Raw genomic sequence first — 26,611 nt, 5'->3', positions numbered from 1 at the left:
ATGTTAAAAATCACTAAATTTGGTGGTTCTAGCGTCGCAAATGCAGAACAATTCAAAAAAATCAAAAACATCATTCAACAAGATCCAACACGCCGATACATTGTTGTATCGGCTCCTGGAAAACGCTTTTCAACCGACAACAAAATCACCGACCTATTATACTTATTAGATGCACACAGAAAATACCATGTGGATGCATCAAGTGTATTTAAACTCATCAAAAATCGTTTCATCGAAATCAAAAATGAACTTGGTTTAAAGCAGCCTATCGAAAAAGAGCTTGATGCTTTTTACACCAATTTAAATCAAATGTCTCAAGCTGTTATCGTAAGTCGCGGCGAATATTTCTGTGCTAAATTAATGGCTGAATATCTAGGTTATGCCTTTGTGGATGCCAAAGATATAATTCGTTTTAAATTAGATAAATCCATTGATTGGGAAGCAACAAGTGCAAAACTACAAGCTAAATATGCCCAATATGACCACTTCGTTTTCCCAGGGTTCTATGGAACAAGTGCCAATGGACACATTCAAGTTTTCCCTCGCGGTGGAGGAGATATCACTGGGGCCATACTTGCGAAATGTCTTCATGCAGATATCTATGAAAACTGGACTGATGTTTCAGGATTCTTGATGGCAGATCCAACCATTGTTAAAAATCCAAAAGGAATTACGCATATCACATACTCTGAATTAAGAGAACTATCTTACATGGGTGCGAGTGTTTTACATGAAGAAGCTATTTTCCCTGTAAAAGAAGCCAACATTCCAATCCACATTTTAAATACCAATCGCCCTCAAGATGCAGGAACCATCATCCAGGAGCATTCTAAAATAAAGAGTGGCTATCCAATTACGGGTATTGCTGGTAAAAAAGATTTCATGTCGATCTACATCTATAAAAAACACATGTCCAATGAAGTTGGCTTCATTCGTAAAGCTCTATCTATTTTAGAAAAATACCATATTAGTATTGAACATATTCCAAGTGGAATCGACTCATTTAACATTGTCGTAGAAAAGAAAGAAATTGAAGAAAGTCTATATGAAATTTTAGCTCATTTTAAAGAAGAATTAAAACCAGATAAACTAACTGTCCAAGATGATTTAGCTTTAATTTCTACTGTGGGTAAAAACATGTCAGATAAGCCAGGTACAAGTGGAAAATTATTTGGTGCCTTAGGTAAAAATAACATCAACATCGTCATGATTGCCCAAGGTAGTGATGAAATCAATATTACTGTCGGAGTTAAGAAAAAAGACTTCACAAAAACAGTCCAAGTTATATATGATACTTTTGTAGGAGGAAACGAAGAATGACAACAATCGCAATTGCCGGTGCTACAGGTGCTGTAGGACAACAAATGTTAGAATGCTTAAAAGAAAGAAATATTAAAGCCAATCTTAAATTATTAGCTAGTGCAAGATCAAAAGGAAAAGAGATCGATGGACACATTGTTGAAGAACTCACAAAAGAAAGTTTTCAAGGTGTTGACTATGTTTTAGGAGCAACTGGAAATGACATCACAAAAATGTGGATGCCATGGGCAAAAGAAGCAGGATGCATTGTTGTCGATAATTCAAGTGCATTCCGTTTAGAAAATGATGTACCTTTAGTTATTCCAGAAGTAAACAAAGAAGACATTAAAAAACATCATGGTTTAATTGCCAATCCAAATTGTGCCACTATCATTGCCCTTGTAGCCTTACATGCTTTACACAAGAAATACCACATCAAGCGCATGATTGTGACTACATTTCAAGCTGTTTCGGGAGCTGGTGTTCAAGGAATTGAAGATTTAAAGAATCAAATTGAAGATGAAAATATTCCATCAAAAGCCTTCCCTTATCAAATCGCATTCAATCTTATTCCTCAAATTGGTGATTTTGATGATTTAGGTATTTCTAAAGAAGAATGGAAGATGCAAAATGAAGCAAGAAAAATGTGGCATGATGATGCATTAAAAGTAAACTGTACTTGTGTTCGTGTTCCAATTTGGCGTTCTCATTCTGAAAGTATCACAATCGAATGTGAAAATGAAGTCGACGTCAATGAGGCAAGAGAATTATTAACGCATGCCAAGGGCGTATTACTTAAGGATGATCCAAAAAATCAAATCTATCCAATGCCAAAAGATACAACAAATCAAGACTTAGTCTATGTGGGTAGAATTCGTAAAGATATCACTGATGAAACAAACCATACATTATCCTTATTCTGTTGTGGCGACCAAATTCGTAAAGGTGCAGCAACGAATGCAGTTCAAATTCTAGAAGAACTATTAAAGGCAAACGATTAATTTCGCTTGCCTCTTTTTTTAGTTAATTTCAATATCTCCACTAGTCGTATTTAAAGTTAGAGTCGCATTATTTAATCCTAATACTCGAGTTGCAGAACCCGTAAATTCTTCTTCACCAATCTCAATATCTCCACTCGTTGTACTAGCTGTTACTGAAACATTACTGATATTTTCTACACTTACATCTCCAGAAGTGGTTTCTAATGAATTATCCCCTGTCAATTGCCCATCAAATTCAACATCTCCACTTGTAGTGATGAAACTACAATTATTTAAAATTCCATTCTCAATTGAAATATCACCCGATACACTTGTTACTCTAGAATCTTTTAATGTCACGTTTTCAATTTCAACATCCCCAGCAACAAGATTACCATTTACAACCAAAGAATCATTTGTCGTATAAATAACCACTTCATTATCATCATGACCAACAAAATGTTTGTCTGAAATTGTTTCTTTTACAGTTAAAACGCCATTATCAACAGAATATTCTAGCTTTTGTTTCTTCGCATCCTGCAAACGATAAGAAATCGCGTTTTCACTTGATTTTTCAATTTTAACATCCATACTTACCAAATCTAAATTAACCGAAGTAAAATCTTCAATTTGTTCATGGTTCAAAGGTTCTTTCGCAATAGATATTTCTTCAGATACTTTGTCAATGTCAATATTCGTATTCGTAATCAAATGAATCGCAAGAAAACTACCTCCCGCAATACATACAAGGATACAAATAATTATTATAATACCAATTTTTTTCATCAAACCACCTCTTTCACTACTAGTTTATCACCACTACTGTGTTTTGTATAGTAGCGTGCTCAAAAAATTAGAAGAATCATTTTTTGATTCTTCCTTTCTTTACATTTGGCAAAATAAAATGCTCATACATATACTTCCACAACATTTCACTACCCTCATGAGTCTTTTCGTTTCTTTTTAAGATCTGTTCTAAATGCACACCATTTTCAACCCACATTCTTCCATCGGTGGCTGCATTCAACATAACCGGCTGAAAATTATCCATTACTTTGGCAAACTTAGCTTCTGCTGTTTTTCTTTCCTCAAATTCATTCCATAAATCAAGCATTTTCTTTGCTTGATCTTCTGGCAATAAATTAAAAATCCGATTTGCGGCAAGCTTTTCTCTTTTACTTTGTGTTTTTAAGCCCTGCACATCATATGCATATGTATCACCCGCATCAATTTCTACAAGATCATGGATCAACAACATTGAAATTGTCTTTAATACATCGATTTCTTCATTTGCATATTCACTCAAAAGTAATGTCATAATGGCCATATGCCAAGCGTGTTGCGCATCATCTTCGAAGTCTTTACCATTACTTTGTAAAGTTTTTCTTTGAATCTGTTTCTCTTTATCAATCTCTAATATAAACTGCATCTGTTTTTTTATTCGTTCCATATTTATCACCAAAACTATTGTAGCATGAAAAAAGGCCCGGATTCACTCAGGCCTAATCTATTACGTCAACTTTGAAATCATCAGTGAACTTGAGGAAGGAGCAAAATCGATTTCTATTGACGCAAACCTTCTTAAAACTTCCTTTCGAAGCCAAAGAAATTATATCACTATTTACAATCATTTACAATATGATTGTAAAATTTTTACATCGCTATGAAAACACAAACATATATAATATTACACAAGCGATTACACTCGATAAAACCACACCAATTATAGGTAACTTTTTTAGTGATGCGATTACTGCTACAAGACTTGCTATAATGCCGATCCATATATTCTCATCTACATATAATATAGCTGGAAATATCAATGAGGCCATCGCCGTATAAGGTATCAATTGTAAGAATATACTAACCTTTCCAGATACTTGAATCTTATCCATGAACAAGGCTGGTAACATCCTTGGTATATATGTTGATAAACAAAGAAAAAATATCAATCTCACAAATTTCATTGTAAATCCTCTTTGGAAATAAAACACATTCCTATCAGTGCACAACCAAGCGTAGATATTAAAATAGATAATGAACTCGATAAGAATTGATTCAACATCCAATTTACTAGCATTGTCAAAATCACTACATATAATAAGCGAATAGACTTCTTCATATTTGGTACTAATAAGCCTATAAACATCGCATATAAAGACACACCTAAACTTTTAGATACAATACTTGGTAATACACTTGAAAACAATATACCTAAAGCCGATCCTACATTCCAAAATAGATAACTAAATAAGGCTAATCCTGCAAAGAAGGATGGAGTTAGTTTATTGATTTTTTTATCTGTCATTGACAACGCAAACACTTCATCTGTAATGCCAAATGATAAAAGTAAACGAATCGGCAAGCTTGTTTTTTCCATCTTTTTCATGATACATGTACTCATAATTATATGACGTGAATTCAATATAAAAACAGTAAACACAATTGTTACATAAGCAGCATTCTGAGCTAACATTGTAACTGCTGCCATTTGACCAGCCCCTGTATACACAAACAAAGAAAAGCTCAATGCCTTAAAAAATGTAAGTCCAGTAGCTTTTGCCATCATACCATACGCTATACCAACGGGTATATAGCCTAAAATAATAGGTGTTGCTGCTTTGGCACCCTCAATAAAATCTTTCTTCATAATCATTCCCTAAAAAAAAGAAACAGTATCAAAAACTATTTCTCTTCGTCCTTCTTATTTTCTTCTTTTTCTTCAGTAACTTCTGTTTTTTCTTCAGCCATCTGTTTTTCTTCAATAACTTTAGCTTCTTCTGAATTTTTAAGACCTTCGCTAAATACTCCTAACGCATAAAAAAGCACACTAAAGCATAATGATTGATAACATGTTGTGATTACATACATTACTAAATTCAATACATTTAAATTTGTACTGTAATATGAAGTAAATGTATTATATGCCTGAATTGCTGCATAACATGTATACACTAATGATATTACGGCAAACACATATAATAGAATTGTTAATGATTTCTTATTTTTCATTTATGACACCCCCTTGAATAATGTCTTTATTAAACCACTATTTACGCATTTATACAAATTGAATTCTTTAAGACTATTTTAAGCAAACGCTTCATACGTATCATCATCTTCACATACAATTTGAATAACGCGCTTTCCATCCACTACAGTCGATACAATCTTATCTGGATACTCTAAAGCATCTGAACGAATCGTTAATTCGATTCCTTGCGATAACTGAAATTTCTTTGTACGCTTATTGTTTAAACTTTCGGGAACCACCTTAAATTCCGTATCAAAATTTTTTCGTTCTGGAAGTGCCAATAAACAATCTTTAATAACATCCTTTTCAATGTCTTCTTCACTAAAAGAATACGAATCAATCAATTGATCAATGCATTGATTATAATTTAGTTGTTGTGGCGTATTCATCACATTCTGCAATTCACTTGATAACTTCACATAGTCTTTTTTTGATACTGGTTCTATTGCATTTTTCAATTCATTATCCACAGCCTTAAAAGCTGAATATGTATTCTTTGCATCATCCCTAGCCTCATCCAATTCTAGGAATGAAACTGTCCAATATTTGGCCATAGTATCGGAATATACTTTAATATCTTTGAACACAATATGCGAATTGATTTCATACATTGAAAATACAGCTGATTTCCATAAAGACTTCTTATCCCCTGAAAATCCATATTTTTTTGATAAATCATTACCATCATACCATTTGGAATGTTCCACTTTAGCAACCACAAATAAAAGTTCATCGTCACTATTTTGTACTAAAGCCTGAATCAAACTTCCCTTTTTCACACTCGAACCCATATGATAGATTTTTGCCTGTGCTAGACGCTCACTTGTCAAAAGCTTATCCGCAATACTATCTGTAAGTACTTCACACTTATTTTGATTCAAAGCCATTTGTCGAATACACGAAACCACTTGTGTCTGCTCATCATGAATGGTATACATTCTATTTTTTTCATTTGAACTAGCGTATTCAATATATTCTTTCACAAAAGTCTGAAACTCTTCTGGCATCTCTTTTCTTTGTACCGTATCATTATCTAAATCCAATATATGGAAGGATGTATATAAAATTTTCATAAAAATTTACTCCTTTTTATCGCAAATATTATACAATAAGTAAAGGAGGTTTTGAAAATGAAAAGAAAATCGATACCTATTTTATTATTAACCGGCTATTTAGGAGCAGGTAAAACTACTTTATTAAATCACATTCTAAAAAATCAAGAAGGATATAAAGTTGCGATTATCGTTAATGATATTGGTGAAATCAACGTTGATCAAAAACTCATTGATAAGAATGCACAAATTCAAAAAGAAGATACAGACGTTGTAGGTCTTACCAACGGATGTATTTGTTGCACACTAAAACTAGATCTTTTGCAGCAACTTTCTGCACTAGCTTCATCCAACAAATTTGATTATATTATTATTGAAGCCAGTGGTATTTGTGAACCTATTCCTATCGCACAAACCATCACAGCCGCCAATGAAACACTATATTCTAGAGGATTACCAGAACTATTCCATTTAGACAACATCATCTGTGTAGCCGATGCAGCAAGATTATCGAATGAATTCAATTGTGGAAAACACTTATTAGAACCTTGTGAAGATGAAGATTCATTAGACTCTTTATTGATGCAACAACTTGAATTCTGTAACACTGTAATTTTAAACAAAGCAGAAACCGTAAATGAAGATGAGAAAAATGAAATCAAGGCTGTCATTCATAAACTATGCAAAGATGCAGGAATTATTGAGGCAAGCTTTGGTCAGGTCAATTTGGAAGAACTTTTAAATACACATAACTTTGATTATGAAAAAGCCCAAAACAATATTGGCTGGCTTCATGAAATCGAAGAACATGAACATCATCATGATCATGAACATGTTGGCGAAGCTTTAGAATATGGTATTTCTACTTTTGTATGGCAAACAAGAAAGCCATTGGATTTAAAGAAATTCACAAATCTATTAAACAACTATCCCAATGTCATTCGTACTAAAGGCTATGTATGGTTTGATAATCAACCTGACTCGGCCTACTTATTTGAACAAGCTGGTAAATTGACATCCCTTCAAGAAGACTCATTATGGATTGCGTCAGCACCAAAACAAGATCAAATAGATTTATTAAAGGCCAATCCACAACTTGCTCAAAACTGGGATGAAGAATATGGAGATAGAATCAACCAATTAGTCTTTATCGGAAAGAATATGGATGAAGAACAAATAAAAAGACAATTCAATGACTGCCTAGCATAGGAGAAGCAATTCTCCTATTTTTTTGTTAACTTTGAAAAGTTATAATCCAAAATCCTTTCGACTTCAGAATACGATTTATCTTTTAACGAAGCAACCTGAGTAATTTCATTTTTTAAAGCAACTATATAATCATCATTATCAATAGCCCATTTCACAGCTTCAATACCATCGGATTCCATAAGTAATTTATCCATAGATATTTGTTTTACCAAATGAGTTACTTCCTCTTCTTTTCCAATGGAAGGACCAATCGTAAAATAAGATACCACTTCATCATATTCTTTGACATAATCCATACATCCATACCAATGTACAACATATGTATTTGGGTATTTACGAATCAATTCAAGTATCGTTTTTTCCTGACCCTTTGTATGAAGAATAACGGGTTTATTTAATGCTTGTGCAAGCTGAAGTTGTTTTTCAAATACTTCTTTTTGAATTTTTAAATCTACATCACACCATACACTATCCATGCCAATTTCCCCTATAATGGGTGCCTTTTTTAACAAAGGAAGCATAAATTCAAAGGTATCTAAACTTGCATTCCAAGGATGTACTCCACAAGAATAGAATAAATGTTTTTGTTGAACCAATTCAAACTCTTTTTCATTTGCGACGTTACAAATACCAGAAATATCAAATTCATTCTGTAGCGCATTTATTTCTTTTGAATAATGATAATGTGCATCATGCATGATTTTCACCCTTCAACAATTCATAGATTTGTTTTTTTAAAACACTTTGAGAAAATAACCAATCTCTTGATTTCTTCTCTTTGGATAAATCAATTTCCTGCAAGATATGACTCGGTTTATTCGATAAAATCAAAATACGATCGGATAAATATAAAGCTTCATCAATATCATGTGTAACTAATAAAGTCGTGCGATTGTAGTTTTTTCTTAATTGTAACAACCAATCTTGCATATCATTACGAGTAATGACATCTAAAGCTCCAAATGGTTCATCCAACAAAAGAATATCTGCCTTACACAAGGAAGTTCTTAAAAAGGCAGCTCTTTGACGCATACCTCCTGAAAGACTAGAAGGATATGCATTTTCATATCCAGAAAGGCCAAATGTCTCAAATTCTTTCAAAGCTCTTTGTTTCATAGATTTATCATGATTGATTTCACCATATAAACATACATTATCTAAAATGGTTCTCCATTCAAGCAACAAATCATTTTGCGGCATATACGCAAAATGAGAGCTGACACCTTTAATACGTTCATCATCTACAAAAAGCTGTCCTGAATAATCTTCAATCAATCCAGCTAATACATTTAGAATAGTAGATTTTCCACAACCACTCGGACCTAGAATAGAAACAAATTCTCCTTCTTGAATAGAAAAAGAAATATCATGCAATATTTCTTTTCCAGAAAATTCAAGATTTAGTTTTTCAACATGTAGCTTCATTATTTTACAAACTCATTTGTATATTGGTCTTTCGCATCGATCTTGTGATCAATCAATCCTGTTTCATACATAAAATCTGTATAATTATCCCATACAGAATCTTTCATAACACCCCATGTATCTGCATCTTTTGCATATTGGCTACTTAAGTATTTTTGGCTTTCCTTAAGGAATTTCAAATCTGTATCTGTCAAAGCATCATCATGTAAAATTTCAGCTGCTTTACTTGGATGATCAATCGCATATTCATATCCTTTTTTAGTAGCTTCCATAAACTTCTTGATTGTATCTGAATTCTTCTTGATCATTTTATTGTTTGTGATAATTACTGGAGTATAGTAATCCAAACGGCTATCTAAATCAGCTAGAGGCATATAGTTTAAATCATATCCATCTTGTAACGCTTTAATAATAGCCCAACCATAGAATTCCCATCCAAGATTCACTTTATTCTTTCCTACTTCATCACTAAGTCCTGCAATACCAGATCCGTCTGATCCTACAATGTTTAATTTACTAAAATCAGCACCCGCTTCATTCATAACCGCTTTAATAACGGCTTCTTCACTTGGTGCTCCCCATCCTGCATATGTCTTTCCTTCAAAATCCTTTACAGAATTGATGTTTGCGCTCTTCAAAGAAACAAATCCAGAAGTATTATGTTGAATAATTGTCGCAATCGTTTTAATTGGAAGTGGATCTTCACTAGTTAAGGCATATGTAACATCTTCCTGGTAAGAAACGCCAAAATCAGCTTTTCCGGCTGCAACCATAGAAGTTGTCGCATTATCACCTGGTTCAATAATATCTACATCTAAACCAGCTTCTTTATAATACCCCTTGTTTTTTGCCACATAAAAACCAGTGTGGTTTGTGTTTGGCGTATAATCCAACATCAATGTAACCTTAGTCAATTTGTCATCTGAATTTGATGTTTGAGCACAGCCAACTAAGCTTAACGCAACTGCAGCTGCACACATTGCTTTTAAAATTTTCATTTTCTTTCTCCTTTTCGTAAATGTGGAAACAATATTTTTTCCAATAAAGACACCCCTAAATTCAATAAGATGCTCCAAAATATAATCATCAATACACACGCAAAAACTTTATCTAACATATACCCATTTTTCACACGAAGCATATAATAGCCAAGTCCTGCTCTACTTGAAAGCCATTCACCTACAATAGCTCCGCCAACACAATAAGTAGCCGCTACTTTTAATCCTGAAAATAAGCCAATGGCACCAGAAGGAATCTTAACAATTTTATAGATTTGAAATAGATTGGCACCAAAACTTTTTAATAAATTGATTTCTTTTTCACTCACTTGCGACAAAGCATCCGTAAAGGATATCGCAATAGGAAAAAAGCACATAAATATAACAATCAAGATTTTAGGCAACAAATCAAATCCAAACCAAATTGAAAATAAAGGTCCTAAAACCATAATGGGAACGGTTTGTGTCACAATTAAATATGGATAAATACTTGTCTTAAATGTTTTGGATAGATCCATACCAATGGAAATCACTATCGCAAAGAAAGTACTTATCAACAGTCCTAAAACAGATTCTTCCAATGTAACAAGTGAATGTTGCATCAAAATATCCATATTCTCAATAAGAGTACTGATGATTTTTGATGGGCTAGGCAAAATATAAAGTGAAATATCAAATGCACGAACATATAATTCCCAGCTACCAATCACTAGAATAAACACAAGCAACGGCATGACAATTCTACGATTTTTCTTCATTATTGCCTCCTTTCCAAAATAAAAAAGGCACCCTAGAGTGCCACTATCAATCGATATGACTCCCTACGCTAGAATTAACCAGATCAGGTAATAAGGGTTTTTCTCAGCAATTGCACCCCTGTCATGTGTGTTTTTACTTGCCCATCGATTATATCACAATCTTAGACTAATTTATATTTCTGGCATATATCCTCTACAATTTCATCTAAACTTTTACCATCCATTGAAATCGAATCCATTTTTGATGCATATAAAGTATGGAAATAATCAAAATCCGCCTGTATTTCTCGCATATAATATGCCTTATGCTTATTTAGATACGATTGTGGGATGTGCAAAAGATTATCATTATCATCCGTGAATACCAAGCGTTTAAAAATATTTTCTGTTCGATCCGTTAAGTCGAAACAAATAATATCTGAATCTTCAAAGAAATCTTCATATGCATCTAAATACGCAATAGGACTTAAGGCAATCACTACATTTTCATTTTCTTGAATCCAAGAAGAAATCATTTCTGCACGCAATTCATCCCGTTCATATTGATCATTATATTCATCTTGAAAACCAAGCATTGTTCCATACTTTTCTTTGATTTTCGTATCCATATCGATAAAATCGTAACCTATTTTCTTTGCCAACAACTCACCAACAGTACTCTTTCCAATGTTACCCATCCCAAAAATTAATATTTTCATTTTGCACCTCTATATACGCCTACTTATCTTATTTTCTACTTCTGCAATTCTTGCTGCAACCTTCTTTACTTCCAACATCTTCCATGCTTCTAAGTAAGGTAGAAATTCCTCTGTTCCATCTTTCTCTATTTTATCAAGCACACGCATGACAACCTGTCTATTTACTTCTTTCATCTCAAATAGAACACGAGCCTTTTTTTCTTCTACATCTAAACAGATTTTCTGATAAAGTTCTTGGGCAAAGGTTTCTTTTTCGATTTGCCATCCTTTATCTGAAAACACCAATAAAGGTAGACGATAATCGTACTCAATTCTGAGATAATCTTTCTTGATCATCCAATCAATGCATTTTGTGATATCATCCAACTTCATATCTTGATAATATCCATAAGCAGGACATTCATTTAGTTTATGTTCAAATATCTTTTTATCCTTTGAACCCTTTAATATTTTCGCCAGCATACTTCTTCCACCAGTCGAAATCAATTCATCTGCCCCTCTTAAAATCATTTGTATATCCTCTTGTGGTAAATCTTTAATTTCTCCTGCATCCAGAATAACTGGCACTCTACGTACTTTTTTACTCATACATGTTTTTCCTCTACATCATTACACGAATCAATCCACACAAAATTAAATGTCCCACATAGAACCAATAGAAGAACCATTTCATAAATGTACTCTTTCCTCTTGTTCCATCATATAAAGACATAATTGGATATACTAAAACAATTCCAAACTGCAACAAACCATAAACTACATCAATACATAAACAATAGACTATTACATACATGGAAATATATAAGGCCATACCTAATACTTGTTTTTTTAAATTACCTTGATTTTTGTAAATATGGTTTGTACAAAGAACTGGAAAGCATGACCAATCACTTGGAAATGCCAACAAACAAAGAATTAGAATACAACCTATTTTCTTTACATCTTTCCAATCTTGATCTTCTACCCATAAACCAATCACCGATAAGAATAGTGGCCAAATAATACTTGTTTGATTTAAGAAGGATTCTTTAAATGGAATCAAAGATATGCCAAAACAGAAGTTATACGCAAAGTGAGCGATAATTGAAAAAATCAATAATCTTTCTAAATATTTCTTTAAACTATGCGTATGCGTATAACCTTCAACCACCATAAACCACATAATAGGTGCTGCCACTCGTCCAATTAAATGTATCAATAAAAGCCACCAGAATTTTTCATAATTCGGATAAAATGTAGTTGCGAAATGATCCATAAACATCGCAATGATCGCAATCATCTTGATTTGATTTCCATTTAACTTTTTTATCATCCTGTAACACCTTCTCCTACATTAGGTTCAAAGTGCGAATAAACAACATCTGCACCAAATAAAAGAAGTAAAACTAAACAGGCAGCAGATAATCTTTTATTTAAATGTTCTTTAACCCAGTTATCAATTAGTGGTGCAATCACATAGACAAAAGCCATACCACCAACGCCAAACACCAATAAACCTTCCGCACAAATTCTTCCATGAAGATTCAAGAAGTAACCCGTATAATCCCACCATTTTTGACCATTATGCGTAAGCTCTAAAACGAGTCCAGTAAAGTATTCAATACATCCGCAAAGAAGTACGGCCATACTAAATTCAACTTTGGGGCGCATTCTAAATCGTTTTAATAAAAGCAGAATCAAAACACAGCCAAAACCATAAATAGGAATCCATGGACCATGTAAAACACCACGATTCACAAATCTTCCATAGCTAATCATTGAAAGACTGACTTCCCAGATCCATCCGACAAAACACATAAAGAAGAAACACATAAGAATGGATGTGATTGTATAATTTCGATTTGGATGTAATACACGAAGATTTGACTTCTTATACTCCTCTTCGATTGGAGATAACCTTACTGGATAACATAATAAATACACTTCGGTAATCATAGTTTCAGCTTCCATTTTATTATAGGTATATCTTTCATATTGTTTTTCTTTAGTGCTCAAATGAAAAATAATCCCAAAATTATCACACAAGAACTTTTTAATACCCGTATACGCATTCTCCATTGGATTTTTCGCATTTAATGCCGCAATCACATCGGAATACGTATTACGCATCAAAGCACGACTTGGTTTTTCAAATAAATACGTATCATTTAAGATAGCACTCTGAAATTCTTTTCTTCTTAATGTATAAAATTCACACATTACTGACATACGATACATATTCGAATAAAATATTGCACTGATTCCAAATGTACATATATCCAAAATGTACCATCCAGCCATAGATAATTGCCATTTAAAACATTCAAATTTATGCCCCTTCATCATATTACGAGATAAAGAAAGTGCATCTTTTAAAGATATCGTCGGATTTTCGGCTAAGATATAATCCACTAAATAATATGTGTAGTAAAAATATATTCCTCCAACAACTGTAAAATTCATAACTGTCAAAATAATAGATTTCACTAACTTCACAAACGCAACATGCATCTGTTTGCGAATACGCATTAAATACACCAAACGGTCTAATGGAAGTTTTGCGTAGACTCTTCCTTCCAAAAAGAGTCTGCGATTAACAACTGGCAATACATTCACAATATATATTCTATAGAACACAGATATGCATAAACCTATTACGACAAAACAAATACTCGCAATATCTTTAGAATGAACAATGGTAGATAAACCTAAAAACAGTGTCTTCACAAAGGATCCTGAAGTAATTCCATTCACCACATGTGCAAATACACCATTGGTCGTACCAAAGACGTCTTCAGGAAGTAAAAATGTCATCGACTTCACAAAAGATGAGTGCATCAATAAACCTGAAACACTCTTGGCATTATCTTGTTTTAAAAGGGATAAAGTCGAACTAAATTCACTTCCCATAAGTACTGCCGCAAGACATAACACTAAATAGGTCGCATAATGTGCTTTTACATTTTTATGTGCATTTTTCTTGATTTCTTTGAGTTTCATACATAAATGATACCATATCTAGTGTAGAATATTTTCAAAAGAAAGAAGGAATGTTTATGAATCCAATTATTCAAAGTTTATTTGATCGCAAGTCTTGTCGAATTTTTGAAGATAAAGAAATATCACAAGAAGACAAAACATTGATACTTCAAGCGGCTATGCAAGCCCCTAGTGCAGGAAACCAACAAATGTATACAATTATTGATGTACAAGATAAGAAACTGCAAGAAACACTATCTAAGACTTGTGATAATCAATCTTTTATCAATCAAGCTAAAATGGTTTTAATTTTCTGTGCTGATTTTCAGAAATGGTATGATTTGTTTAATTATGAAAATTGCAATCCTAGAAAACCAGGCGTAGGCGATTTATTACTCGCAACAACGGATGCGACCATTGCCGCACAAAATGCGGTTGTAGCTGCCGAAAGTTTAGGGATTGGATCTTGTTACATAGGTGATATTTTAGAGCAGCATGATCTACATAAAGAATTATTAAATCTAAGTGAATATGTAGTCCCTGTATGCATGTTAGTACTTGGATATCCTGCAGAGGATCATTTTAAAAGACAAAAACCCGAGCGTTGTAAATTAGAGGATATTGTTTGTGTCAATCAATATCATAGAAAAGACAAACAAGAACTAGAAAATATGTTTGAACACAAAGCTGTAAACAAAACATTAAATGAATGGGCAACAGCTTTTTGTAGCAGGAAATACAATTCGGATTTTTCTAAAGAAATGACTAAATCCATACAAAAATATATTGACCAATTTAAAAGTGAAGCCGATTAAGACTTCACTTATTAATTTCTAATACTGCATGATAAGCATCTTTAAATGCATCTAAAGCAACACCTGCTTTTTTACAATCACCAACGATGTATGTAGGAATACCTAAATCTGTATACATACTTGTATCGTTTGCCTTTGATCCTACAGCCATAATGACACTATCATATGGATATTCTTTGCCACTGGCAACAACTGCATGATCATCAATTCGTTCTACAGTGGCACTTGTTTCAATTGTGATTGGCATTTGTGCCATCGCAAACTGCGCTGTAATTTGACGCAATGGTCCTAGATCCTGTAAAGCTTTTTCTTTCATTTCTAAAACAGTGACTTTCTTTTGTCTTGCAGCCAAGAATTCAGCGGTTTCAAAGCCAACAAGACCACCACCAATAATGACGACGTTTTCACCTGGTACTTCTACTTTTTCACTTAATACATCATGTGCAACAATTGCTCTTTCACTACCTTCAATTGGAAGTACAAATGGACTTGATCCAATCGCTACAATGAGTGCATCCGGCTTAATTTCTTCAATCCTTTCTTTAGTACAAACGGTATTTAAGTGCACTTCAATTCCAGATTCTTGAACATTCAAAATCATTTTATCTACCGCATTCTTAAAGTCTTTTTTAGCTGAAATAGCCCCGGCCAATAAGAATTGTCCACCAAGACTTTCACTCTTTTCAAATAAAATTGGTGTATTGCCTGTTTCTTTTAAATCTAGAGCCGCTTCCATACCCGCAATTCCACCACCTAAGATGACAACTTTTTTAGAAACAAATCCAGGTTTTAAGCCTAATGTTTCCTCTTCTAATAAGCCAGGATTTCGCATACAAGTAATGTGTTTAATGGCTGGATTATATAAGGATGCACAGAATGAGTCATAACAACCTTGGTTACATCCAATACAATAGCGAATTTGATTGACTTTACCAGCTCTAGCCTTATTACAGAAGTTGGCATCGGCAAGCTGTGCACGTGCCATGACAACTAAATCTGCCTTGTCATCTTCTAAAATCTTTTCAGCAAATTCAGGCGTATTGATGCGTCCACATGGCATTGTCAACATACCTGTTTCTTTACGAATGCGCGCAGCATCTTCTACGTTAAATCCGTTTTCAATATCAACTGGAGCCACCTCATATAATGTAGCTGCCGTCAAGATGTTTCCACGACTAATATTTAATACATCCACACCTAATTCTTTGGCATCTTTACAAAATTCAATCACTTCTTCCACTGTCAATCCACCTTCTAACATGTCATCATGACAATCTACACGCATGAATAGTGGCATATCTTCTGGCATATTGGCACGAATCGATTTAATACATTCCAATGGGAATTTTTTACGATTTTCAAAAGATCCACCCCACTCATCACTTCGATGATTGATTCCACCTGAAAGCATTGAGTGTGGTAAATAGTTATGCGCACAATGGAATTCTAAGCAATCAAATCCAGCTTCTACTGCACGTTTTGCAGCTTGTCCAAACTTATCTATTATATCGAGCAATCTTTCATTTGTAATAGCTGGCACGGTATATTGTGGACTTAATGGTAAATCATTTGGCACTAAGATCTGAGCCGTTTGATCTGAAGCTACTGCTAATCCTCCTTGCCATAATTGAATGCAAGTTTTTCCTCCAGCTTTATGAACGGCATCATTTAATTTTTTAAATCCACAAATGTACTTATCGTCGGAAATCGACAAAAATCCAAAAGGTGCACTCGGGGCATCTACACTTGTAACTTCAACTGTATTTAATCCATTTCCACCTTTTGCACGAGCCACATGATACGCAATCAACTTATCTGTAACACTCTTTCCATCTTCACTTTCCGCACTTTCATGCGTTCCCATCGCAGACATGACAACACGATTTCTTAATTCCATACCACGTATTTGCATGGGTTCAAACAACTTGTCAAACATATGATTCTCCTCCTTTTCGTATGTTTACTTCTTATTTCATTATACTTCAATTGTTAGCGGTTTCACACACAAAAGAAAAGAGCTGTCATTCTTTGACAACTCGTACAGTTTCAATACCATAATATTTCATGACTTCAATAGAAGACTCACTAATCACTTCTCCTGGAATCACTGGAAGAATCGCTGGAGGACAAGATACAGTAACACTTGAACATACTTGTCCTAATGATTTAGAAACTTCTATCATTTTACTTGGCGCAAATAAAGCTTGACGCACATTCATAGCTTTCTTAGATTGTTCTAATTTTGGTGGTTTATTTATTAAAATAGGTTTTCTTTCAATTCCACATAAACATGTCTCTAATCGTTTTAAGTCATCCTTCGTATTATATGGAGATGGCATTAATACAATATAGTCTGAATCATAGAATTCAGGATAGATATCACATTCCATTAAAAGATTTGCGATTTCATTTCCAGTATAGCCAAACTCTTTCGTTGAAATCGTAATCTTCATGGGTTCACCAGATAAAATCGTATATCCATGTTGAATCAAAGCATTCTTTAATCCATCAACTCTTTGAATACATTCAGACAAGGATTTTTTAAACGTAGTATCCAACACATCATTTGCCGCATCTAAAGAGGCCATAATTAAATAGGATGGACTTGTAGAAGAAAAATATTCCATAAAATGTTTAACGTCATTTTTCCATACTTGATTCAAAGAATCACTTAAGTGAAGATAAGCTCCCCCGGTAAGTACAGGTAGTGTTTTATGAGCCGAATCACAACATAGATCAGCTCCCAAATCAATAGGGTGTAAAGAATCTTTTAGAAAGCGTAGATATGCACCATGAGCATTGTCAATGGCAAGTAATACATCATGCTTTTTACATATCAAAGCTAAAGATTTAATATCCAAAAGATTTCCTAAATAATCGGGATTTGTCAGATATACAGCCGTTGGATTATTTTCAACAATTTTCTTTTCTAAATCTTTCGCATTGATCTTACAAGATAAGTAGTCACTATTTCCATATAACCATTCAATGTCAAAATCTAAAAGTGCAGCAGCATGGATAAAGCTTCGATGCGCATTTCTTCCCGCAAGAATCTTAGGTTTCTTGCCTTTACTTTTAGCATCTTGGCATAATATCGTGCACATAGTTTGAATGCATAAAGTAGAGCCTTGCGTTGAATAATAGGTTGGACAGCCAAATAAAGAGGAAGCATTTTGTTCGCTTTCCTTAATAATTCCATCTGCCGCAAACAACTCATCGGCTCCATAAATTTCTGTAAGATCCATTCTTTCAAAACCAAGAATGCCAGCACCTTTATGGCCTGGCATATGCATTCTTACAGGTGATTTTTCTTGATACGATTTTAGAAAACTAACAATCGGCGTCTTCATGACTATTTTCTTTCATATCACGAATAATGGCTACAGCAAGTGCGCATTCTAATCGTTTACAGAATAATTCACAACCCTCTTTATATACACCTTTGACAGATCCTGTCGCATGATATGCATTGGCTGCACATCCTCCAGAACAATAAAGTCTTGCCCAGCAATCTGCACATTCTTTACGTGCATATACGTTACATGATGCAAATTCATCCTGAATCTTTTTGTTTGTGACACCCGTATAAATGTCTCCTAATTTAAAGGCTTCTTCTCCTACAAATTGGTGACAAGGATATAAATCTCCCCATGGTGTTACGGCCATATATTCAGTTCCTGAACCACATCCTGAAATACGTTTATAAATACATGGTCCACCTTTTAAATCAATCATATAGTGATAGAAAGTAAATGGATCTTTCTTCTCATCATATTCCAACATCAACTTCGCTAAATCTTCATATTGTTTTTTCACAACTTCACGATCTGCTTCTGTTAATGCAGCAGGATCATCCGATTTAGCTACAACTGGTTCCATACTTAATTCTCTAAAACCTAAGTCTAACATTTGTTGCACATCTTTTAAGAAGTCTGGATTGGCATGAGTAAAAGTACCACGCATATAGTAATTTTTACCTTCGCGAGCCTTTACTAACTTTTGGAATTTAGGAACGATTGTATCAAAACTTCCCTTACCAGAATAATCCACACGATAACGGTCATGCACTTCTTTACGTCCATCTAAACTTAAAACAACGTTGCTCATTTCTTTGTTCGCAAATTCAATTACGTCATCATCAATCAACATACCATTTGTCGTTAATGTAAAGCGGAAATTCTTTCCAGCTTCTTTTTCAATACTACGAGCATACTCCACCAATTGTTTAACCACATCAAAGTTCATTAGTGGCTCTCCACCAAAGAAATCCACTTCTAAGTTTCTGCGTGTTCCTGAATTTTCCACCAAGAAATCAAGAGCGCGTTTACCTGTTTCAAAACTCATTAATGCACGGTCCCCATGGTATTTTCCTTGGCTGGCAAAACAATACGAGCAATTCAAGTTACAAGTATGGGCAATATGAAGACATAAAGCTTTAATAACACCACTTGTCTTAGCCTTTAACTGGCCTGCCATTGGCTCATATGTATCTTCACTAAATAAACGACCTTGTTCTTTTAATTCTAAAATCTGGTCGTAACATTCTTCTAATTCAGATGTTTCAACACTAGGATATTTCTCCTTCATTTCTAAAACCAAGGTATTTTTATCTTTATCTAAAAATTCAGCAATCATATCATAAGCAATTTCATCTACCACATGAATGCTTCCTGAACAAATATCCAATACAATATTCTGATTAAACATCTTATACTGATGAATCATCTATATTTCCTCCTCAAAATTTAAAAAATGCTGCCTTAAAGGCGGCATTAAAAATGCCGAATCACTTCGGCATTTCTTAATTACTTACTTTCTTTATTATTTTCGCAAGCTTGGTTCGCAATTCCACAGCTAGTTTTACAAGCTGATTGGCAAGAAGTTTGGCATTCTCCACATCCACCATTTTTTGCGCTTTCACACAAGTTACGAGTATCTACTGTATTAATATGTTTCATGATTATATACCCCCATATAAATTCCCTTTCATTTTAACACGCCAACCAAAGAATATCAAATTAAAAAGGCATTCCGAAGAATACCTTTATAAACTATTTAGAACTTTCTTCCTTAGTACGGAATACATAACGACTAGTTACTGTAGCACCTTCTGGAGCACCAGAGTAAGAAGCATATTCTTTATTCATAGCTTTGATTTCATTCATTACACTTTGTAATGTTTCAAGTTCTCCAACACCTAAATCAACCTTTTCTTTTAATTGATCCAATCCTTCAGACTTGAATTGTTCATTACCTTCGTATAATTGTTTAGCACCATCATTCAATTGATCAGCAGCATCACTTAATTTAGTTAATCCACTTGTTAATTCGCTCATCTTTGATTTAGATGCGCTTAATTGTGCGGTTCCATCATTTAATGCCTTTGCACCATTTCTTAAAGAATCACTGTTTTTTGATAAATTACTTGTACCTTGTGCAATACCTGGAGCCAATTGATTAATACCAGAATTTAAATCACTAACTCCACCAGATAATTTTCCTAATAGTCCTTGTAATGTATTAACACCTGCTACTAGTGATGGAGTACCTTTCTCTTCATCAGCAAGAGCTGCAACTGTTGACTTCAATGTATTTAATTGATCAAAATCTGCTGATGTTAAACCAACGCTCTCTACTTTATCCATTTGTTTAGCCAATTTGTCTAATGAATCTTTAGTATTCTTTAATTGCGTCTCTAAATCACTTACTGCAGATACAGAATTACTATAAGATGTTTCAACCTTTCCTAATACAGTACTTGATCTATCCATAATGTTTTGTAATTTTTGTGCCTGTATACCTAAATCAGTAGCGTATTGATTTAATGTAGTAGATGTAGACAAAGAATTTTTATAACTTGTTAGATTGTCAATTTGAGTTTGCAATTCACTTCTTGCAGATGCATTTTCTTCTGTATCAGATAGACTATTCAAAGCTTGTTGCAAAGCATTAATTGAATTTTGAACAGATGCAATTTCAGTTTGTTTCTGTGTTTGAATTTCAACTGAAGCCCCTTTAATATCTGCACCTATACCAGTCATTACATTTGTTAAATTAGTCTTTAAAGAACCTAATTCATTTAACGCATCTTTAGCAGCTTTGATTTCTCCACCTGTACAATCTTTTGATTTTCCGCCTAATTTTACTAAATCATTATTTGTCTCATTTAAAGCTTTCTCTAAATTACCAATTTCTTTATTTGATTCACTAATCGCATCTTTCAATATTTGGATGTTTTCTTTTGTTAATTTAGATTCTTTTCCATTCAACTGATCATTCATTAAATTTATAGCTTCATTAACCTTTGTAACACCAGCTACTAATGCACCTAACTTTGTTGTCGTTTTTTTATTATTCAAGTTGCTATCAACATCATTTAATCCAGTTTGAATAGAATATAAATTCTGTGAAACTATAGCTAATTGATCTACACCAGCCGTATATTGATTTAAACCAGTACTTAACTTTGTTGTTCCATCATGTAATTGATCAAATGCATTTGTTAATGTTTCAATTTGAGGATAAGCACTTGATAATGGAGCAATACCTTCTTTTAATTGAGTTGTTCCATCATACAATTGTTTTGATCCATCAATCAATTGATCATCGGCTTCCATTAATTGATCAATTCCATCTGTTAATTCAGATACAGAACCAATTTCACCTAATTCACTTGCCAAATCAATTTCATTTGTCATACCAACCATGATAGAACCTAAATCAAAATTATTGACATCGGCTTCTACGGTTACATCATCACTAATTCCTAATTGATTATTTACTTTGTCTAAACCAGCAGATCTTAATGTTTCATTCAAGCCTGGAATATTCGCAAATGCCAACATTTCATTTGTTCCATCATTTACGATCTTACCAGATTCACACTTCACATTTGTAAAGTTACCAGTACTCATATTCAACATACCACCAGCTAAATAACTAGGGTGAATCACAATGGATTTGCCATTGATATTTTTAACTTCTGAATAGTTATTTGTGAAAGAAATTGTTAATTTTAAATGACCAGACTTACCTTCCATATCTTTTGCGGACATTTCCTGACCATCTAATTCATAACGAAGCTTAACAGACACTGGAAGTTGTTTGGTGGCTGTTCCTTCATAATACACATCATTTCCTTTCGCATTCCATGTATATGTATTTCCGTCTTTTGAAGGTTTTTCATTTGATTTAATATTCTTAACGTCTTTTAGATTTAATGTTTCTTTAATATTATTAATTCCATCCTCATCATGTAACCAGCTAGATACGATTGTATCACTGATGGAACCATCTGAGTTTAATACAGAATAAACAGTTTCTGTTTTTTCTGTAGGATTTTCATCATTACTTTGTGCAAATACAGTCACAGGCATCATACTTCCTGCCATAACTGCACTCAACACTACACTACCAACTACTTTTACTGTATGACTTAAATTCATATTTATTCTCCTTTCGCTTCCATATTTGATTCTGGCCAATTCTTTGTCGTTTTTTCAATGAACTTATGGCAGAAAATCAACAATGAAGGTAATACTAATAAAATACTTACGACTGAAATTAATGCACCACGCGCTAATAAAATGACTAAGGATTTAATTAAATCCATTTTAGCTACAAAGCTTACACCGATGCATGCGGCAAAGAATGAGAATCCACTTGTCATAATTGACACACTTGATTTTTCCATCGCAATTAAAGCCGCTTCCTTAACCTTCTTACCATGCGATAACTCTTCTTTAAAACGCGTTGTCATTAGAATAGCGTAGTCAACGGTAGCTCCCAATTGAATGGTTCCGATAACCATACTTGCGATAAATGGAAGTGTAGTTCCTGTAAAGAATGGAATACCCATATTGATCGTAATCGCAAATTCAATTGTTAGTACTAAAATGACTGGAAGTGCAAATGATTTAAATGTTAAGGCAACAATGATAAAGATCATGATGACAGATAATACATTAACCATCGCAAAGTCTGTATTTGTTGTTGTGATCAAATCACGTGTCATACTTCCTTCTCCACCAATCATACCCTTCTTATCATATTTATGAATGATGGTATCCATTTTATCTAACTGTGTATTTAATTCATTGGTTGCAGCTTTATAATCACTGTTCACAACAATTAATTTCTTTCCACCATTTTGGAAAATATCCTTTACTACTGTAGGAGTAAAGTTGGATGCAAGTCCTGGGCCCACAAATTCTTCATACGCTAATACATTATGAATACCTTTTAAATCTTTGATTTCAGAACACATATTCTGAATTTCATTCGTTGTTAATGTATCATCCACTAAAACGAAATGCGTTGTTGTCATATCAAATTTATCTTTTAACTGATTTGTACCAATGATACTCGCAAAATCACCTGGCATACCAGAAATCAAATCATAATAGATATTTGTATGTGCCTGACCATATCCAAATGGAATGAAAATCAACACAAAGGCAACAAGAATTTTTTTATAATGATGAATCACAAAACGAGGTACTTTGTGCAATTCATTCAAAATTGTTTTATGTTTATATTTTTCGATTGTCTTATCAAAGAACATCAACAAGCTTGGCAAAATAAAGATGGTTGATAATACACCAAGAACAACACCTTTAGCCATAACAATACCGATATCTCTACCTAGTGTTAACTGCATTACACACAAGGCAACAAAACCTGCGATTGTTGTAATTGAACTTGAAGTAATTGAAGTAAATGTAGCTCTGATAGCCTTAGCCATAGCTTCTTCATTTGGAAGTTTTTGTTTTTCTTCTTGATATCTATGTAATAAGAAGATGGAATAATCCAATGTTACAGCTAACTGTAATACAACGGCCAAAGCCTTTGTGATATAACTAATTTCTCCTAAGAATACGTTTGTACCAAAGTTATAAACGATGGGGAAAATCATTCCTAACATAAATACAATTGGAGCAATTGTACTCTCTAATCCTAAGAACAAAACGATCATACATAATACAACGGCAATACCTGCATAAATTGGTGTATCATGTTCTGTTTGATCTTTAGTATCTTCACTGATGGCTGACATACCACCTAAGTAACAATCATCTTTTGTATATTTTTTAATTTTACTGATCGCATTCATAGTACGCATTGACGATGTTGGCTCTTTAAATGTAACAATCATCATTGTACTGTCGCCAGAATAAAGCATATCTTGAATGCTTTCTGGAATTGCCTGTTTTGGAACGGAGATATCTAATACATCATCTCTCCAAATACATTTTTCAACTCCATCAATTTTATTGATCTCTTCCTTAATTTTAGCGGCCTCTTGATCAGACTTGTTGTTGACAACCAAGAAGTCTACACTCGATAAGTTAAAATCATCTCCAAGAATCTTTTGTGTTTTCATAGATTCTGAAGTCGAAGGTAAATAAGATAATAAATCGTAATTAATATTTGTGTTGAAATAACCAATTGCACTTGGAATCAAAAGAACAATGGCCACAGCCAAAATCATATTACGATATTTAACTATCCATTTTGACATCTTATCCATATCGAATCACCTTTTTTTCTATCCTTTCCTTTACTACGTGAAGAGTATAGTACCAAACTGACCACTAGTCAATATTTTTGTTTAAATTTTTTATAATTCCCAATATACAATTGTTTTAATATGTTCAATCGGTCATTTTTATTTGTATTTTCTAAATTATTGTTTATAATAAGGATGGTGATACGCATGAAAAGTAAGATACTTGAAAACAAGAAAATAAAAGAAAACAACCTCTTACAGGCTGCCTTTAATCTATTCACAAAAGAAGACATTACGAATGTCTCTGTAAACGATATTGTAAAGAGTGCAGGCGTCGCAAAAGGAACATTCTATCTTTATTTCAAAGATAAATACCAAATACGCGATATTCTAATTCAAAAAGAAGCACATCGACTTTTTGAAGAAGCCCACAAGCAATTAGAAAAGAACGATATTCGTAATTTTGAAGACTCTGTGATTTTTTTGATCAATCAAGTATTGATCCGATTAGAAAACAATCCATTAATTTTAAAGTTCGTTGAAAGAAACTTATCTTGGGGAGTATTCCATGCCCAGTTAAACACAGCTATTGATAATGATAGTTTCAACCTTATTAAAGAGTTTAACGAAATCGCAACCGCAAATGGATACGAATTTGAAAATTCAGAAGTTATACTCTACTTAATTGTAGAGCTAACAGGAAGTACTTGCTACAACAGTATTCTTCATAGTCAACCCCTTCCTATTGAAGAATATAAACCCATTCTTTTCAATTCCATTCGGGCTATCCTTTCTCAAGGAAAGAAAAAAAGCTAGGACTCGCCTAGCGTACAATAATATAAATCATATAAATGACATATACGAGGATCATAAAGATCCCCTTTTTTCTTGTCATTGTATCTCCCTTTTTGGCAATACCATAAATCAAAAGAGATACACCAATCAAGACAAAAGTATCAATAATATTTTGTGAAGTAGCCGCAATTGGATGAATTGTACTTGAAGCACCTAAAATAAATAAGATATTCATTATGTTACTTCCAATCGCATTTCCTAAAGATAAACCACTCTCACCTTTTCTTGCCGCAACAACACTTGTTACTAGCTCAGGTAAAGAAGTTCCAATTGAAACAACAGTTAAACCAATCAAAGTATCACTCATACCTAGCATAGCTGCAATCTGCTTTGCACTATCTACAGTGATGTCTCCACCCCAAATAATACACGCAACACCAATCACGATATAAATCAAGCATTTGATTCCCGATAAAGTTTCAACTTTCTCATCCTCAACACGATTCTTTTTAGCACTACGAATCAAATTTAAAATAAACAATACTAAACCGACTAAGAAGATAATACCTTCAAAGCGATTCAGCATTCCATTTAATACAAAAATCGAAAGTAAAATGCTCACCAAAATATTGATTTTTAAATCACGATTTAAAATATCCTGATCCATTAAAAATGGAGTAATCACTGCACTTGTTCCAACCACAACCAAAGTATTGAAAATATTAGAACCTACAATATTTGAAATTGCAATTTCATTACTGCCCATTAAACCAGCCGTAATACTTACACTTGCTTCTGGCAAACTCGTTCCAAGTGCAACAATTGTCAAACCAATAATAACTGAAGGTACTTTTAATTTACGAGCCACACTTGCACTGCCATCCACAAACAAGTCTGCACCCTTCATTAAAAGGACCATACCTAATACTAATAAAAGAAATACCATTTTCTCAATCCTTTCAAAGTCACCTTATTATATCACAGACGAAAAAGAAAAGAAGAGATTTTTCATCTCCTCCTATCAATCGTCACAAACATTGAACAAAAGAACGTATCTTCTTTTTCGAAGCCATCTCTTTTCA

26 protein-coding genes and 1 riboswitch are annotated in these 26,611 nt (G+C 33.5%); of the genes, 5 read left to right on the top strand and 21 right to left on the bottom strand.

Annotation, left to right across the window (positions count from 1 at the left end; all coding sequences use genetic code 11):
• Together Q3907_RS02360 and Q3907_RS02355 are read left to right on the top strand one after the other, a co-directional pair.
• On the top strand, positions 1 to 1,320 hold the full coding sequence (locus tag Q3907_RS02360; protein WP_301897054.1) for an aspartate kinase: 1,320 nt from the start codon (positions 1 to 3) through the stop codon (positions 1,318 to 1,320).
• Complete coding sequence (locus Q3907_RS02355; protein ID WP_295643297.1) at positions 1,317 to 2,300, top strand: aspartate-semialdehyde dehydrogenase; 984 nt, start codon at positions 1,317 to 1,319, stop codon at positions 2,298 to 2,300. Before Q3907_RS02360 ends, Q3907_RS02355 begins: the two co-directional genes overlap by 4 nt.
• Positions 2,301 to 2,318: 18 nt before the next feature.
• Here the strand turns inward: Q3907_RS02355 and Q3907_RS02350 are convergent, their stop codons facing one another.
• The 6 genes from Q3907_RS02350 to Q3907_RS02325 form a co-directional block, all read right to left on the bottom strand.
• Positions 2,319 to 3,065 carry a DUF4097 family beta strand repeat-containing protein gene (locus tag Q3907_RS02350; RefSeq protein ID WP_301897051.1) on the bottom strand — a complete coding sequence of 249 codons (747 nt, stop codon included), beginning with the start codon at positions 3,063 to 3,065 and terminating at the stop codon, positions 2,319 to 2,321.
• Between the two features lie 76 nt (positions 3,066 to 3,141).
• A complete protein-coding gene (locus Q3907_RS02345) occupies positions 3,142 to 3,729 on the bottom strand; it encodes an HD domain-containing protein (RefSeq protein ID WP_295562658.1) in 588 nt (195 codons plus the stop codon).
• 211 nt (positions 3,730 to 3,940) lie between these two features.
• Positions 3,941 to 4,246 (bottom strand): AzlD domain-containing protein, encoded by a 306-nt coding sequence (locus Q3907_RS02340; protein WP_295562660.1) that lies wholly within the window; start codon positions 4,244 to 4,246, stop codon positions 3,941 to 3,943.
• Positions 4,243 to 4,929 (bottom strand): AzlC family ABC transporter permease, encoded by a 687-nt coding sequence (locus Q3907_RS02335; protein ID WP_301897050.1) that lies wholly within the window; start codon positions 4,927 to 4,929, stop codon positions 4,243 to 4,245. The genes Q3907_RS02340 and Q3907_RS02335 overlap by 4 nt, the downstream gene beginning before the upstream one ends.
• A 35-nt stretch (positions 4,930 to 4,964) precedes the next feature.
• The gene (locus Q3907_RS02330; RefSeq protein ID WP_301897048.1) at positions 4,965 to 5,291 is read right to left on the bottom strand and encodes a hypothetical protein; all 327 of its coding nucleotides are present in this window, start codon (positions 5,289 to 5,291) and stop codon (positions 4,965 to 4,967) included.
• A gap of 78 nt (positions 5,292 to 5,369) precedes the next feature.
• Positions 5,370 to 6,386, bottom strand: coding sequence for a nucleoid-associated protein (locus tag Q3907_RS02325; protein ID WP_301897047.1), 1,017 nt, complete (start codon positions 6,384 to 6,386; stop codon positions 5,370 to 5,372).
• Positions 6,387 to 6,443: 57 nt separating this feature from the next.
• On the opposite strand from Q3907_RS02325, the gene Q3907_RS02320 reads away from it, so the two are divergent.
• The gene (locus Q3907_RS02320) at positions 6,444 to 7,574 is read left to right on the top strand and encodes a GTP-binding protein (protein WP_301897046.1); all 1,131 of its coding nucleotides are present in this window, start codon (positions 6,444 to 6,446) and stop codon (positions 7,572 to 7,574) included.
• A gap of 14 nt (positions 7,575 to 7,588) precedes the next feature.
• Here the strand turns inward: Q3907_RS02320 and Q3907_RS02315 are convergent, their stop codons facing one another.
• From Q3907_RS02315 to Q3907_RS02280, 8 genes are all read right to left on the bottom strand, one after another.
• On the bottom strand, positions 7,589 to 8,272 hold the full coding sequence (locus Q3907_RS02315) for a TatD family hydrolase (RefSeq protein ID WP_301897045.1): 684 nt from the start codon (positions 8,270 to 8,272) through the stop codon (positions 7,589 to 7,591).
• Positions 8,265 to 8,999 carry an ABC transporter ATP-binding protein gene (locus tag Q3907_RS02310; RefSeq protein WP_295643321.1) on the bottom strand — a complete coding sequence of 245 codons (735 nt, stop codon included), beginning with the start codon at positions 8,997 to 8,999 and terminating at the stop codon, positions 8,265 to 8,267. Before Q3907_RS02310 ends, Q3907_RS02315 begins: the two co-directional genes overlap by 8 nt.
• Entirely contained in the window at positions 8,999 to 9,997 is a 999-nt protein-coding gene (locus Q3907_RS02305; RefSeq protein WP_295643324.1) for an ABC transporter substrate-binding protein, read from the bottom strand. The genes Q3907_RS02310 and Q3907_RS02305 overlap by 1 nt, the downstream gene beginning before the upstream one ends.
• Entirely contained in the window at positions 9,994 to 10,755 is a 762-nt protein-coding gene (locus Q3907_RS02300) for an ABC transporter permease (protein WP_295643327.1), read from the bottom strand. The genes Q3907_RS02305 and Q3907_RS02300 overlap by 4 nt, the downstream gene beginning before the upstream one ends.
• 43 nt (positions 10,756 to 10,798) lie before the next feature.
• Positions 10,799 to 10,885, bottom strand: a riboswitch (TPP riboswitch).
• A 31-nt stretch (positions 10,886 to 10,916) separates the two neighbouring features.
• Complete coding sequence (locus Q3907_RS02295; protein WP_295643330.1) at positions 10,917 to 11,453, bottom strand: shikimate kinase; 537 nt, start codon at positions 11,451 to 11,453, stop codon at positions 10,917 to 10,919.
• Between the two features lie 9 nt (positions 11,454 to 11,462).
• Complete coding sequence (locus tag Q3907_RS02290) at positions 11,463 to 12,041, bottom strand: RQC-minor-1 family DNA-binding protein (protein ID WP_301897044.1); 579 nt, start codon at positions 12,039 to 12,041, stop codon at positions 11,463 to 11,465.
• A gap of 13 nt (positions 12,042 to 12,054) precedes the next feature.
• Entirely contained in the window at positions 12,055 to 12,765 is a 711-nt protein-coding gene (locus tag Q3907_RS02285) for a TraX family protein (protein ID WP_301897043.1), read from the bottom strand.
• Positions 12,762 to 14,432, bottom strand: coding sequence for a DUF975 family protein (locus Q3907_RS02280; RefSeq protein ID WP_301897041.1), 1,671 nt, complete (start codon positions 14,430 to 14,432; stop codon positions 12,762 to 12,764). Before Q3907_RS02280 ends, Q3907_RS02285 begins: the two co-directional genes overlap by 4 nt.
• A 56-nt stretch (positions 14,433 to 14,488) precedes the next feature.
• On the opposite strand from Q3907_RS02280, the gene Q3907_RS02275 reads away from it, so the two are divergent.
• Positions 14,489 to 15,226, top strand: coding sequence for a nitroreductase family protein (locus tag Q3907_RS02275; protein ID WP_301897039.1), 738 nt, complete (start codon positions 14,489 to 14,491; stop codon positions 15,224 to 15,226).
• 4 nt (positions 15,227 to 15,230) lie between these two features.
• On the opposite strand, the gene Q3907_RS02270 is transcribed toward Q3907_RS02275, so the two are convergent.
• From Q3907_RS02270 to Q3907_RS02245, 6 genes are all read right to left on the bottom strand, one after another.
• Entirely contained in the window at positions 15,231 to 17,162 is a 1,932-nt protein-coding gene (locus tag Q3907_RS02270) for an FAD-dependent oxidoreductase (RefSeq protein ID WP_301897038.1), read from the bottom strand.
• Positions 17,163 to 17,247: 85 nt separating this feature from the next.
• Complete coding sequence (locus Q3907_RS02265; protein WP_301897037.1) at positions 17,248 to 18,576, bottom strand: aminotransferase class V-fold PLP-dependent enzyme; 1,329 nt, start codon at positions 18,574 to 18,576, stop codon at positions 17,248 to 17,250.
• Positions 18,557 to 19,951, bottom strand: a complete 1,395-nt coding sequence (gene scfB / locus Q3907_RS02260; RefSeq protein ID WP_295643350.1) for a thioether cross-link-forming SCIFF peptide maturase — start codon at positions 19,949 to 19,951, stop codon at positions 18,557 to 18,559. The genes Q3907_RS02265 and scfB overlap by 20 nt, the downstream gene beginning before the upstream one ends.
• An 80-nt stretch (positions 19,952 to 20,031) precedes the next feature.
• The gene (scfA, locus tag Q3907_RS02255) at positions 20,032 to 20,184 is read right to left on the bottom strand and encodes a six-cysteine ranthipeptide SCIFF (protein ID WP_003865538.1); all 153 of its coding nucleotides are present in this window, start codon (positions 20,182 to 20,184) and stop codon (positions 20,032 to 20,034) included.
• Between the two features lie 93 nt (positions 20,185 to 20,277).
• Positions 20,278 to 22,671, bottom strand: coding sequence for a hypothetical protein (locus Q3907_RS02250; RefSeq protein ID WP_301897036.1), 2,394 nt, complete (start codon positions 22,669 to 22,671; stop codon positions 20,278 to 20,280).
• Between the two features lie 2 nt (positions 22,672 to 22,673).
• On the bottom strand, positions 22,674 to 24,755 hold the full coding sequence (locus Q3907_RS02245; RefSeq protein WP_295643356.1) for an RND family transporter: 2,082 nt from the start codon (positions 24,753 to 24,755) through the stop codon (positions 22,674 to 22,676).
• A gap of 186 nt (positions 24,756 to 24,941) precedes the next feature.
• On the opposite strand from Q3907_RS02245, the gene Q3907_RS02240 reads away from it, so the two are divergent.
• Complete coding sequence (locus Q3907_RS02240) at positions 24,942 to 25,550, top strand: TetR/AcrR family transcriptional regulator (protein ID WP_295643359.1); 609 nt, start codon at positions 24,942 to 24,944, stop codon at positions 25,548 to 25,550.
• 7 nt (positions 25,551 to 25,557) lie between these two features.
• On the opposite strand, the gene Q3907_RS02235 is transcribed toward Q3907_RS02240, so the two are convergent.
• A complete protein-coding gene (locus Q3907_RS02235; RefSeq protein WP_003865543.1) occupies positions 25,558 to 26,475 on the bottom strand; it encodes a calcium/sodium antiporter in 918 nt (305 codons plus the stop codon).
• Between the last annotated feature and the right edge of the window lie 136 nt (positions 26,476 to 26,611).

Source organism: uncultured Holdemanella sp. (assembly GCF_958348295.1).
Lineage (GTDB): Bacteria > Bacillota_I > Bacilli_A > Erysipelotrichales > Erysipelotrichaceae > Holdemanella.
This window is presented reverse-complemented; position numbering and strand designations above follow the sequence as displayed.